The organism is Aminiphilus sp. (assembly GCF_029975095.1).
Lineage (GTDB): Bacteria > Synergistota > Synergistia > Synergistales > Aminiphilaceae > Aminiphilus.
Map to the genome: position 1 here is coordinate 1 of NZ_JARKPW010000162.1, position 12289 is coordinate 12289.

Sequence of the window (12289 nt, forward strand, 5' to 3'; positions counted from 1 at the left end):
CCTCCGTCAAGCCCTGACAGCATCCGGGGCTCCATGACCCTTCTCGACGTAGGGTCCACCTTCGGACTCGACCCCGCAGCCATCCTTGCCGAGGCACACTGGCCGCAAGAATCCTCCCTCGACCGTTCGCTCAAGGAGCTGGCGGAAGAATCGGGAAAGGAAGTGCAGGAGATCCGGGACGCCGTGTCGCGGCTCTTGAAGCGATAAACGCCGGAATTCGATCCGAACCTGACCGCCGCTGTGTGTTCGTCCAGCAACGATGAAACGCATCTCCTCCTTCTTCTCTCGGGTGGCATGACATGCAAAAAAAGGGAACGGTACTTATCCCCTCCTCGCACTCGTGCGAAAGATCGTGTGCGTTATCGACCTATCCTTGATCTTCCGAAGCGATCAAGAAATTTTACGTGTCCACGTGGAGATGAGCGCAGATCCCGAGCCCGGGCTTTTCCTTCCGGCCTCGGGACCTTTTTGCTTGACTCTCTCGATTCGTTCGCAAAAAAAACGGCTTCTGTACGTCCTTCATTGAGAAGGGTGCGAATGCGAGATGTCAAGGAACACCCAGATTCCCGCACTAAGGGGACACCCACTTTCCCGCAGATGTTCGCATCCCATCGTGACTGAGCAGCACTACATCCTGAACCTGTCCGGATTCCCCGGTTTCGTCATCCCTCCTTCGCTACAGGGCGGGTACGGCGTTCCATCTCCCAGAGCCGGTAACTGCTCCCATCCACGTGAACCACATGACAGTGATGGAGCAGCCGATCCAGTCCAGGATGACCGACTCGTGCTCTGCGCACGCCTCCGGTTGCAACGCCCTGCCGTCCAAAGCGTTTTCCCTTTTTCTCTCCAGATGGTATCTCAAGGTGCTTTCGTCCACGTTGAAAACGGACGCGGTCTTCCTGACGCTCTGGTGTTTGACGAACTCTTCCGCGCACATGATCTGACACTTCTTCAGCTTCGCCACGGCTGGCACCCCCATCCAGGTTTTTCCTGAACCCAGGATGCCATAAACGTCTACACTATTTCGCCGTGCCTGTGGTCTCATGTGCGGGAATCTGGATGTCCCCTTAGGTGCATCTTATGGGTGTCTGTGACATGCGAACCTCATCACCCTCCTTGACAGATGAAGAGAGAAGATTTAAAGTATCTGCGTTGATACTTAAACAAAAAGGAGGCACCATGACGACTCCGGAGGAACTGGCCGCTCTTTTCAAAGTGCTTTCCGTGGAGACAAGGGTGCGGATGATCGCCCTCCTCAGACAGCGTCCGCTCTGCGTCAACGCCCTCGCCCGAGCTTTGTCCATCACCCCCGCGGCGGTGTCGCAACATCTGCGGGTTCTGCGAGGCGCTGCGCTCGTCCGGGCGGACAAGCGCGGCTATTTCGTCCATTACGCCATCAACGAGGAGACGCTAGCGGCCTGGCGGGACACGGCACTCGAACTTTTCGGTGCGGCCCCTCCGGAAAACGGACATGCCGACATCGCCATCACAAAAGCTAAAGAGCGACGTGATGAGGGTAACCCCCTCGGGAAAGGAGAATGACCATGTGTGAGAAGGAATGCTGCTGCAGAAAGCCTGAGCATCTGAAGGGCAAGCCCGGAGAATGTTCGCCCGAACGGATACGGGAGTGTCACGGCGACGAAAAGCCCCATCCCTGTACCTGCGACGAGGACGAAAAGCCCCTTTCGTGATGACGGACGTTCTGGTCGCCTCAGGGCTGCGCAAGCGATTCGGAGACGTGCAGGCTCTGGCGGACGTATCCTTCTCGGTCCGCCGGGGTGAATTTTTCGGCTTCCTCGGCCCCAACGGAGCGGGAAAGACGACTACCATCAACCTTCTCACGGGGCTTGCACGCCCTGACACCGGAACGATCCGAGTGGGCGGACTCGACTGTACACGAAACCCCAAGGCCGCCCAGCACCTTCTCGGCGTCGTCTCCGACGAGAGCAATCTCTATCCGGAACTGTCCGGATTCGACAACCTCACCTTCTGCGGTGCGCTCTACGGCATGGGCAAGACGGAGCGCCGACACCGTGCCGGAGAACTCCTGGAGATCTTCGGCCTCGCCGAGGCGGGGCATCGCCTCTTCGGAGGCTATTCCAAGGGAATGAAACGCAAACTCACCATCGCTGCGGGGCTTCTCCACAAACCGGAAATCCTCTTTCTTGACGAACCCACCACGGGAATCGACGTGGCCAGCGCCCGGCAGATCCGTCGCATTCTGGCGGATCTCCATCGCGACGGAACGACCCTTTTTCTCACAACCCACTACATCGAGGAGGCGGAGCGCCTCTGCGACCGCATCGCCTTTCTGGTAAAAGGGCGCATCATCCGCATCGACTCGGTGGAGCACCTCCTCACGCCTCTCCAAAAGCGGCATCGCCTGCGGGTTTGCTGCGGCGGTCTTTCCGGAAAGATCGTCGACATCCTTCCACCGGCCTTTCCTGATCTGACCTTCTCCTGTCCCACCGAGGACATGCTTCTCGTCGAGGCGGACCAGCCCGTTGCCATCGGTCCCCTCGTGCGCCTTCTGGAAGAACACGGCGCCCAGGTGCTCGAAGCGGTACGGCTCCGCCCCTCCCTTGAGGATGTCTTCGTGGAGATCACGGGCATCGAGGCGGATGCACTGCACCGGGAAAAGGAGAAATCGGGAGCGAAGGGGGGAGCGTCATGAAACAGTGGATCGCCTTCTGGAACATCCTCGTCAAGGACATGCGGGCCTATTACCTGAAACCGCCCAACATCAGCTGGGGAATTCTCTTTCCTCTCGCTTGGACGGGCATGTTCTTCCTGCGTTCCGGCAGGGGCATGGAGGATCTCGCCTCCGTCCTGCCCGGCGTCGTGGCCGTGTCCGTTCTCTTCGGCAGCACCTCCATGCTGGCCGTGACGGTGACCTTCGAAAAGAAAGAACGCGCCTTCGACCGGCTCCTTCTGGCGCCCATCTCCCTTGAGCTGCTCATGCTCGCCAAGACGGCAGGAGCGGTCCTCTTCGGCGTGGCGGGTGCCTTCGTTCCCGTGCTTCTCGCGGGCTTTTTCATCACGCTTCCCCCCGTCGCGTGGGGCATCTTCGCTCCCACAGTACTTCTTCTCGCCGTGGTCTCCACCTTCTTCGGGCTCTTCATCGCCGTCGCCGTGCGAGAGGTCTTCGAGGCCCAGACTTTTTCCAACTTTTTCCGTTTTCCCATGCTCTTCCTCTGCGGTCTCTTCGTTCCCCTGGAGCGGTTACCCCTTTTTCTCCGCCCCCTGTCCTACGCACTTCCCCTCACCTACGGTGCGGATCTTCTCCATGGCGCCGTCTCGGGCACCAACGCCATGTCCTATTCGCTGGACTTCACCATCCTCGGCGCCTTCTGCATCGGGCTCTTCGCGGCGAGCCTTCGGAACATTCGCCGCAAATGGATCCTGTGACGGCAAGGGGAATCCTGGAATTTCGAAGCTCTGGAAAGCGAGGGAACAGCGAGACGGCAGGCGGAGAGGGGTTTCCTCTCCGCCTGCCGTCTGCGTCACCGGTGGGAATGCGTGTCACCCTCGCTCCGGGCGACGGTCTGCGCTCAGTCCACGAACTTGGGAAGGAACTCCTTTTCGAGGGCCCGGAAGGTGTTGTATCCCGCAACCTCCTTGAACTCCGCGAAGGAGGAGACGAGATCGGTTCGTCCCGGCGCGAGCGCTCCGCCCTTGATGGCCTCAAGGTAGCGCTCCACGCCGCGGAAGGCGGCGAAGGTCGTGCCAACGGGAATGCTCACCCGGGCAACTCCCATTTCGCGCAGTTCCTCCACGGGAATCAGGGGCGTCTTGCCTCCCTCCACGTTGTCGAAGAGATTGATGCTCACGGGAGCCTTGATCTCCTTCACGGCCTTGACGATGTCCTCCCGGGTTCTGGGAGCCTCGACGAAGATCATGTCCGCTCCGGCATCCGCATAGGCATTTCCCCGGCGGATCGCTTCATCGATGCCGGAGACGGCGATGGCATCGGTGCGGGCGTTGATGACGAAATCCGGATCGAGTTCGTTCCGCACTTTCGCGCAGGCCTTAATTTTGAGGACCATCTCCTCCGTGGGGATGATCTGCTTTCCTTCCATATGACCGCACCGCTTGGGAAAATACTGGTCCTCGATGTTCATGCCCGCCGCGCCGATGCGAATGAAGCCCTCGGTGACGAACATGGCGTTGATGCTGTTGCCGTATCCGGTGTCGGCGTCGGCCATGACGGGAATCTTCACGGCCTTGATGATGTTGAACGTGAACGCCTGAACCTCGCTGAACGTGATGAACGCCATGTCGGGCAGGCCGAGATACGTGGCGGCCAGGCCGAAGCCGCTGACCTGGAGCGCCTCGAAACCCGCTCTTTCGATAAGCTTTGCGGAGATCACGTCGTGGGCTCCGGGAACGACCAGGGCCTTCCGCTGCTGAATGAGCGCCTTGAGTTTCGTCGATGTCTTCATGAGAAATCTCCTCCGTCAGAGAGAATGGAGCACGTCCCGAATGTGGCACGGCCCTCGAAAAACCTTGCGAAAAAAGACCCGCGAAATGGCCCGGGTCAGGTTTGTCCGCTGTCGCCCCCTTTTCGCGCACGCCATTTCTGGAACATGAAAACTCCTCCGAAAAGCGCCAGACCGACCACGTCGGTGGTGGATCCGGGCATGAGAAGGAACAGCGCCGCGGCAAAACAGCACAGGCGCTCCACGAAAAGCAGAGGGAAGAAGAGGTATCCCTCGGTGGCGACGGCAAGAACGTACACCCCCGCGAAGGCGCTCAGCACCGCGAGTCCGGTGAGCCACGGAGAGGTGACATTGGTGAGCAAAATCTCCGGAGAGTACATGAAGATGAAGGGAATCAGAAATCCGGTGAGTGCCAGCTTCACCGACGTGAACGCCGTTTTGTTGGGATCCGATCCGGCGATGCCCGCCGCGGTGTAGGCTCCGACACAGACCGGGGGCGTAATGGAAGAGAGAGCGGCGAAGTAGAACACGAACATGTGCACATCCAGAGGCTTCGATCCCAGAAGAACGAGAGCCGGAGCGGCCACTGCGCTGGTCATGACGTAGCTCGCCGTGGTGGGCATGCCCATGCCGAAGATCACCCCGAGAATCATGGTGACCACCAGGGTGGGGAAGAACCGTCCCTGGGTCACGGCGAGCACCACGTCGCCGATCTTGAGGGCCACCCCCGTGGCACCCATCATGCCGATGACCACACCCACGATGGTACAGGCGATGGCCACGGAAAGGGCCGTTTTCGATCCCGCTTCGAGCGTCGCCACCAGCCCCTTCAGATCGAGACGGCTCTCCTTTCGCACATAGCTGAAGACCACGGCGGCACCGATGCCCCAGCAGGCGGCGTAAAGAGGATTGTAGCCACGGAGCAGAAAGTAGATGATCACCGCCAGGGGAATCGCCTTGTAGCCGTCCCGAAAAAGCACGTCCCGCAGCCGTGGGAGCTGGGAGCGGTCCAGGCCCTTGATTCCCATCTTGTCCGCCTCGATGCCCAGCGCGCACCAGATGCCCCAGAAGTAGAGCAGTGCCGGCACGATGGCCGCCAGGAGAACCTTCATGTAGGGAACCCCCAGGGTATCGGCGATGATGAACGCCGCCGCTCCCATGACGGGAGGCATGATCTGCCCTCCCGTCGAGGCCGCGGCTTCCACCGCTCCTGCGTAGTGAGGTTGGAAACCCACCCGTTTCATCAGAGGAATGGTGAAGGCCCCCGTGGTGGCCACGTTCGCGGAGGTGCTGCCGCTGATGGTCCCCATGAGCGCGCTGGCCAGTACGGCGATGCGTGCGGGGCCACCCTTCATGTGCCCCGTGAGAGCCATGGAGAAGTCGTTGAAGAACGTGGACGTCTTCGTGGAGTCCAGAAAGGCCCCGAAGAGGATGAAGAGGAAGATGTACGTGGCCGACACACCCGCCACGAGGCCGAAGAGTCCGTCCGTGGTGAGATAGAGTTCCTCCACGATGCGGGGGATGGAGAGCCCGAAGTGCCGGAGCGGCCCCGGTAGAGACCTTCCGAAATAGGCGAAGAGAAGGAACAGACTGCAGAAGACGGGCATGACGTTACCCAGGGTCCTTCGGGCCGCCTCGAAGACGAGCGCCGTGAACACGATCCCCAGATAGATCTCGTAGTCAAGATACATGCCCGCCCTGGAGGCGATGGCGTCGTAGTTGAAGAACACGTAGAGAGAACAGAACGCCCCGAGACCGGCACAGATCCAGTCGAGCGGCGAAGGCCGCTCCATGGGAGAACGAGAGGTCGCCGGGTACAGGAGAAAAATCAGCGCCAGCACGAAGGCGATGTGGAAGCTCCGTTGCTGCATCGAAGGAAAGAGCCCGAAGAACGCCGTGTAGAGGTGGAAGACGGCGAGAAGCACCGTGAGCGCAGTGACCACGTACTTTACGGGCCCGGCGAAGGAGCGCTTCCTCCGCCCCGGTTTTTTTTCCGAAGAGAGCGTTTGCGCGGAACCGTCGCTTGGCGTTCCGATCATCGTTCATTCCTCCATGACATCCTACAGAGACGGACGGAGCGGGTGAAACCGGAGAGACGGCAAAGGAGTTCCGCCCCGCCCCGTGCCGGCAACGACATATATCTCTCCCGAGCCGTCGTCGCTACTTCAGAAGCCCCTTCTCGCGGTAGAACTTCTCCGCGCCGGGATGGATAGGAATGCATCGCCCGTCGAGGGCCTTCTGAAGAGAGAAGTTCGCGAAATACTTGTGCCGCTCCTTCAGGAACGCCTCGTTTTCATAGAGCATTTTCGTGATCTTGTAGGCCAGTTCATCGCTCATGTCCGCGCCTGCCACGAGAGCACCCACGGCGGCAACGGTGAAGAGGTCCCCGTCCTGCCCCGCATAGCTCTTCGCGGGGATCATGTCCGCGGCGAAGGACGGATATTTCCGCACGATCTCGTTGATCTTCTCCGGTTCGATGCCGATGAGTCCCACCTTGCCGGAGGTGATCATGTCCGTCACCTCCGCATTCGGCGCGTTCGTAGCCCAGATGTGCGCGTCCGACGTGCCCGTCTTCATGGCCTCCGCAACTTCGGATCTGCCGAAACGCTCCACCTTCACGTCCTTGGGCGTGATGCCGAAAATGTCGAGAATCTGGACCGTGTTCACCTCGATACCGCCTCCGACGGGACCGAAGTCGATGCGTTTGCCCCTCATGTCCGCTACGGAGGCGATTCCCGCGTCGAGGTTCACCAAAATATGGCAGGGCATGGGATAGATGGCCGTAATGTACCGAAGCGACGAGATCGGCTTTCCCTCGAAGGAGCCGATGCCCTGAGCGGCCTCGAGCAGTGTCCCCGATTGGACGATGCCGAGTTCGACCTCTTTCTTGTCCAGGTTGATGCAGTTTTTGATGGAGCCTCCCGTGACAGCGGTGAAATTCACCTCGGGCATGACTTTCGCGCCGAGCTGGGCGATGACGTTGCCTATCTGATAGAAGCCGCCTCCCACACTGCTCGTGCCGATCCGGACGAATTCCTCCGCACCTGCACAGGCGGAGAGAACGAGGAGCATCATCAGACTGAGAAGAATCGCACATTTCTTCACGAAGAACACCTCCCATACCCTCTCGAAAAACATCAAACGACCCCGAAGTTTCCACATTTGCGGTGCCCGCGAGCGGTAGAGCCGTCCCTCTTCCATCGTCACACCGAACCGCAGCGCCGGCCACCCATACCCCGACTTCTCCGCGTAACCTTTCCTTTTCCCCTCCCTTCTGCATCGTTTTCCGAAAAAAGTTCTCTCGAGCGAAATGCCCTCTCCAATCCAATAAAATTCCACAATGTGGAAGCTATATGCTAAAATATGGAAGCCTGGCGCAAGTATAGCTTCTCGAAGGTTCTTGTCAAGATTTTTTGAACACTCGCGGTATCCAGTGCTTTCGACAGCCCTGGAGAAACACGGCTCCCGCACTCCGGGGAGGCGTAAGATTCCTTGACGAGGAGGAACGAACCATGCCTCACGAAGAACGGGAGATCGAGGCCGGAAGCACCTCGATCAAGAAAGCCCTCTCGGTATTGCTGTGCTTCTCCAGAAAAGCTCCGGAATGGAGCATGACGGAGCTCTCCAGAAAGCTGGACCTTCCTCTTTCCACAACGTCCCGGATTCTGGGATCTCTGGTGGAGGAGCACTTCCTCGACCGCGATCCGGAGACGAAGACCTTCCGTCTCGGAACACGCCTGATCTATCTCGGGGCACTCGCAAAGGAGTCCCTGAACCTGCGCAAATATGCGCTTCCCGTCATGGTGGCTCTCCGGAATCTCTTCGGAGAAACGGTGAACCTCTACATCAAGCAGGGGAAATACCGCGTCTGCTACGAACAGGTGGAAAGCCTCCACACGCTGAAACGCTCCGCCCAGCTCGGCTCGAGATTTCCCCTGTGGGCAGGGGCGTCCGGACGGTGTTTTTTGGCGTTCTCCGACCCGGACGAAGTGGAACAGGTCATCGCCGAGGCCACACCCCTCACGGCGAACACCATCACCGACCCCGCCGCAATCCGGTCGCGTCTGGAGGACGTGCGTACAAAGGGCTATGCCGTCAGCGTCGCCGAACGGGAGGAGGGAGTCTTCTCCGCAGCGGCGCCCATCTTCGACGGAAGCGGTGCCATGGTGGCCTGTCTGGCCGTCTCAGGCCCCACCTTCCGCTTTTCCGAAGAGCGTTTTCCCGAACTTGCGGAAGGGTTGAAAACCGCTGCGGAGACGCTCTCCCGCAGCCTGGGGAAAAGCGACTGAGCCCTTTCTCGGGTTCTTTCGTGCCGGAACATCCCCGACTCGCCGCCGAACACCATGAAAACCTTTTTGCACAACTTGACGCACACAACTGTGACGGCACATAGCTCACCGCCGCTTTGGTCGCTTCCGTCAGGCTCAGGAAACACTCGCTCCTCATTGTCCGCAGAGAAGAACAGACGACATTTTCCCTGTCCCGTTTTAAGAACGTTCTGATCAGGCAGGAATTGCTCCTCTCTCGATCGCATCACGTTTTTCCGAGATCGGCGTGGCATTTTTCAGAGGGTCCTTAGGGACGACATTCTCCCTGCCTCGTCGCAAACGACTTCGTTCCTCTTGACATTTTTGGATCGTCGTGTAAGATTCTTCGCAAACAGAATTTCCGCAGGGTCCCTCCGGAGGAAACTCGCGATCACGAAAGCGCTTTTTTCGTGGGGATGGGATCGGAACAGCGCGGAAAGGCAATGGCGATGAAGCGAGAGGCACGGAAAAATCCCGCCAGAGAGAGGCGCTCACCGGCTGCAAGGCGCCTTCGGGAATGTTTCGAGAATGCCGAAAGCTCGCGGAGCCGGAGCGGAAAGGGGTTTTCCCGGAGTACGCGTCCCGGAGTTCGGCCGCCGTGACAGGCCGTGAGCGGGAGTGCACAGGTGTGCGCTCAAGCAGGGTGGTACCGCGGGTTCAAGGCCCGTCCCTGAGAGGGGACGGGCCTTTTTGTATGCACGGAACCGGTGAAAACCGCTTTTCCGGGCGACGGACGAAGAACCGAACCGGAGGATGCGCGGTGGAGAGCGGCGACAAAAAGAAAGGAGAGAGCACGATGGCGGAATCGGAACGACGGGCGGTCTGTGTGGTCTGCGAGGGAAACGTGGCGCTTCCCGAAAATGTGCTGGTGGGGGAAATCCTCCTCTGCGGGGACTGCGGCACCGAGCTTGAGGTGGTGTCCCTGGACCCGGTGGCGGTGGAGGAAGCCCCCCAGGTTCAGGAAGACTGGGGTGAGTAGGATGGGGCAGGCGCGATCCTTGCGGATCTTTCATTCCCGCCTCCGTGCGGAGGAGAAGCTCCTCGCCGAGGCGGCCCGGCGCCTGGACATTCCCGTTCTTTTGGAGGACGTGACGGACGACGCCTGGGGAGATCCCTCGCGGATTCTTTCTGGTGATGTCGTGCTGGCCCGGTGCATCGCCCACGGGCACAACGAATCTCTCGCGGCCTTTCTGGAGACCCGGGGCGCACGGGTGATGAACCCCTCGGCGGTGATGCGGCTCTGCGGAGATAAGCTCGCCACGACCCTCGCCCTGGAGCGGGCCGGAGTGCCACAGCCCGCGTACCGCGTGGCCTTTTCCGCGCAAGGCGCCCTCGCCGCCGCGGACGAACTGGGCTATCCCCTGGTGATGAAACCCGTCTCGGGAAGCTGGGGACGCCTTCTGGCGAAGGTGAACGACCGGGACGCCGCGGAGGCTCTGGTGGAGCACAAGGAACATCTCGGGGGACGGCACGGGCTGTTCTACCTTCAGGAATACGTGGACAAAGCGGAGGGATACGACCTGCGGGCCTTCGTGGTGGGCGGAGAGCCGCTTTGCGCCATCCGGCGACGGAGCGACCACTGGATCACCAACACCGCCCGGGGAGGACGGGCGGAAAACCATCCTCTCGACGCAACGCTCGAAGCCCTGCTGCGACAGGTCCAGAAAGCTCTCGGAGGTGATTTTCTCGCGGTGGATCTCTTCGCCTCCGTCCGGGGATGGCTCGTGAACGAGGTGAACGACAGCGCGGAATTCCGCAATTCCATCGAACCCACCGGCGTGGACATTCCCGGCGCAGTGGTGCGCCACGCCTGGAGCCTTGCGGCTGCGGCGGCCTAGCAGCCCGGAAAAGGATCTTCCGTGATGGAGAACATTTCTCGGACACTGACAAAAACGAGACAGAACAAGCGTTGTAAGCGGGCTTCCAAGCGAAGCGCCGCAGACGGGTCGTGGGCACCGACGGAGGAGGAACCGGAGCTTCGGCTCTCTCCCATACCGGAAGGAGTTTCCCGACGACCCGCGACTCGAAGGAGCGCGGGTCTTTTCTTTTTCCCTACCCCCGAAGAGGAGGTCGAACCATGCGGAACGTACTGACCGTGGCCGTCTGGGGCGGTGCGGGCATGACCGGAGGCGAGCTGCTGCGCCTTCTTGCGCGCCATCCCGGATTTCGGGTGAGCCGGGTGATCTCCCGGAGCCGTGCGGGACATCCCGTGACGAGCGTCCATTCCCATCTCCGGGGCGCCTACGACGATCTCCGTTTCTCCGGTCCGGAAGAAACCGAGGGCGATGCGCCGGATCTGGTGTTTCTGGCCCTTCCCCACGGCGCGTCCCTTCCGGTGGTGCAAAACTGCCTGTCCCGCAGGATTCCCGTGGTGGATCTTTCGGCAGACCTCCGCCTCGCCGACCCCGAGCGCTACGCCCGGTGGTACGGCCATGCCCACGAGGCGCCGGAGCTGCTCGCGGAACGCATCTACGGCCTTCCCGAATTGCACCGGGAAAAGCTGCGGCAGGCCAGGTGCGTCTCCGGAGTGGGATGCAACGCCACCTGCGCCATTCTCGGCCTGCTTCCCCTGGCCCGGGCAGGGGTGGTGGAGGAAGTCCATCTCGATCTTCGGGTGGGCTCCTCCGAGGGCGGAGCCGAGCCCTCTCCGGGAAGCCATCATCCCATCCGGAGCCGCAGCCTGCGGGTGGTCACACCCTTCTTCCATCGGCATCTGGCGGAGGTCGCCCAGGAACTGGCGCTTCCCGAGGAGTGCCTTTCCCTCTCCCTCACGGCGGTGGAACTCGTCCGGGGCGTGCAACTCCTCGCCTCAGTGCGCCTTTCCGCTCCGCTGAGCGAGGGAGAGATCTGGAGCCTCTACCGGAACACCTACAGAAACGAGCCCTTCGTGCAGTGCACCGCCGCGAAACCAGCCCATCTGCGCCTTCCCGATCCGCGCTACGTCCTCGGGAGCAACCGGGTGCTGGTGGGCTTCGAACGACACCCCGGCGGCAGGCGGCTTCTCGCGGGGTGCGCCCTGGACAATCTGATGAAGGGCGCCGCAGGAAGCGCGCTCCAGTGTGCGAACCTCATGGCGGGCTTCGACGAAACCCTCGGTCTGGACATGATGCCGGTCTTTCCGGCCTAGCGGAACAACAGGCCGTGCGAAGCGGCCGCAACGAAAAAAACGAAGGAAAGGGGCGGTATGCATCATGAGAGGCGTGGTCAAACTCGGCGGCGCATGCGGCAATGAGTGCAAGGGGCTGGTGCGGGAACTGGCGGAGCGAACGCGCCAGGGGGAGCAGTGGCTTCTCGTCCACGGCGCGGGGGGCGCCATGAACGCCCTCTGTGAGGAGCGGGGCGTTCCGCTGCGGCATGTGACGAGCCCTTCGGGATACCGGAGCCGCTTCGTCGGCGAGGTGGAGCGGGTGCTTTTCGAGACCGCCGCGTCCCGGGTGTCCCAGGATCTCCTCTGGGCCCTCGGCGCCGAGGGCGTCCGGGGCGTCGCGCTCTTTCCCGACCTGGCGAACACGGCGGAGGCGGAGCGGAAGGACATCCTCCGCT

General features: G+C 61.1%; 12 protein-coding genes and 2 pseudogenes. 10 read left to right on the top strand and 4 right to left on the bottom strand.

What is annotated here, in order from left to right; all coding sequences use genetic code 11:
• Positions 1 to 207: pseudogene (locus tag Q1K49_RS09935) on the top strand (ferredoxin); the annotation flags it as partial.
• Between the two features lie 455 nt (positions 208 to 662).
• Here the strand turns inward: Q1K49_RS09935 and Q1K49_RS09940 are convergent.
• The gene (locus Q1K49_RS09940) at positions 663 to 947 is read right to left on the bottom strand and encodes an ATP-binding protein (protein WP_366146062.1); all 285 of its coding nucleotides are present in this window, start codon (positions 945 to 947) and stop codon (positions 663 to 665) included.
• Positions 948 to 1179: 232 nt separating this feature from the next.
• Here Q1K49_RS09940 and Q1K49_RS09945 point away from each other — a divergent pair, with 232 nt between their 5' ends.
• From Q1K49_RS09945 to Q1K49_RS09960, 4 genes are read left to right on the top strand one after another with little or no spacing between them, the layout of a single operon-like run.
• Positions 1180 to 1542, top strand: coding sequence for a metalloregulator ArsR/SmtB family transcription factor (locus Q1K49_RS09945; protein WP_300525649.1), 363 nt, complete (start codon positions 1180 to 1182; stop codon positions 1540 to 1542).
• 2 nt (positions 1543 to 1544) lie between these two features.
• Positions 1545 to 1691 carry a hypothetical protein gene (locus Q1K49_RS09950; RefSeq protein WP_300525651.1) on the top strand — a complete coding sequence of 49 codons (147 nt, stop codon included), beginning with the start codon at positions 1545 to 1547 and terminating at the stop codon, positions 1689 to 1691.
• A complete protein-coding gene (locus tag Q1K49_RS09955) occupies positions 1691 to 2674 on the top strand; it encodes an ABC transporter ATP-binding protein (protein ID WP_300525662.1) in 984 nt (327 codons plus the stop codon). Before Q1K49_RS09950 ends, Q1K49_RS09955 begins: the two co-directional genes overlap by 1 nt.
• Positions 2671 to 3408, top strand: coding sequence for an ABC transporter permease (locus tag Q1K49_RS09960; RefSeq protein ID WP_300525652.1), 738 nt, complete (start codon positions 2671 to 2673; stop codon positions 3406 to 3408). The genes Q1K49_RS09955 and Q1K49_RS09960 overlap by 4 nt, the downstream gene beginning before the upstream one ends.
• A 143-nt stretch (positions 3409 to 3551) precedes the next feature.
• Here the strand turns inward: Q1K49_RS09960 and Q1K49_RS09965 are convergent, their stop codons facing one another.
• The 3 genes from Q1K49_RS09965 to Q1K49_RS09975 form a co-directional block, all read right to left on the bottom strand.
• A complete protein-coding gene (locus tag Q1K49_RS09965) occupies positions 3552 to 4442 on the bottom strand; it encodes an oxaloacetate decarboxylase (RefSeq protein ID WP_300525654.1) in 891 nt (296 codons plus the stop codon).
• A gap of 95 nt (positions 4443 to 4537) precedes the next feature.
• Positions 4538 to 6478, bottom strand: coding sequence for a TRAP transporter permease (locus Q1K49_RS09970; RefSeq protein ID WP_300525655.1), 1941 nt, complete (start codon positions 6476 to 6478; stop codon positions 4538 to 4540).
• A 121-nt stretch (positions 6479 to 6599) separates the two neighbouring features.
• Positions 6600 to 7544: a TAXI family TRAP transporter solute-binding subunit gene (locus tag Q1K49_RS09975; protein WP_300525657.1), complete on the bottom strand. Its 945-nt coding sequence runs from the start codon at positions 7542 to 7544 to the stop codon at positions 6600 to 6602.
• Positions 7545 to 7951: 407 nt separating this feature from the next.
• Between Q1K49_RS09975 and Q1K49_RS09980 the strand changes: the two genes are divergently transcribed.
• The 5 genes and pseudogenes from Q1K49_RS09980 to Q1K49_RS10000 all read left to right on the top strand — a co-directional run.
• Positions 7952 to 8728, top strand: coding sequence for an IclR family transcriptional regulator (locus tag Q1K49_RS09980; protein ID WP_300525659.1), 777 nt, complete (start codon positions 7952 to 7954; stop codon positions 8726 to 8728).
• A gap of 814 nt (positions 8729 to 9542) precedes the next feature.
• Positions 9543 to 9725 (top strand): lysine biosynthesis protein LysW, encoded by a 183-nt coding sequence (gene lysW / locus Q1K49_RS09985; protein WP_213692493.1) that lies wholly within the window; start codon positions 9543 to 9545, stop codon positions 9723 to 9725.
• Between the two features lies 1 nt (position 9726).
• A complete protein-coding gene (gene lysX / locus Q1K49_RS09990; protein ID WP_300525663.1) occupies positions 9727 to 10584 on the top strand; it encodes a lysine biosynthesis protein LysX in 858 nt (285 codons plus the stop codon).
• A gap of 239 nt (positions 10585 to 10823) precedes the next feature.
• The gene (gene argC / locus Q1K49_RS09995; RefSeq protein ID WP_300525661.1) at positions 10824 to 11873 is read left to right on the top strand and encodes an N-acetyl-gamma-glutamyl-phosphate reductase; all 1050 of its coding nucleotides are present in this window, start codon (positions 10824 to 10826) and stop codon (positions 11871 to 11873) included.
• A gap of 64 nt (positions 11874 to 11937) precedes the next feature.
• A pseudogene (locus Q1K49_RS10000) lies at positions 11938 to 12289 on the top strand (uridylate kinase); the annotation flags it as partial.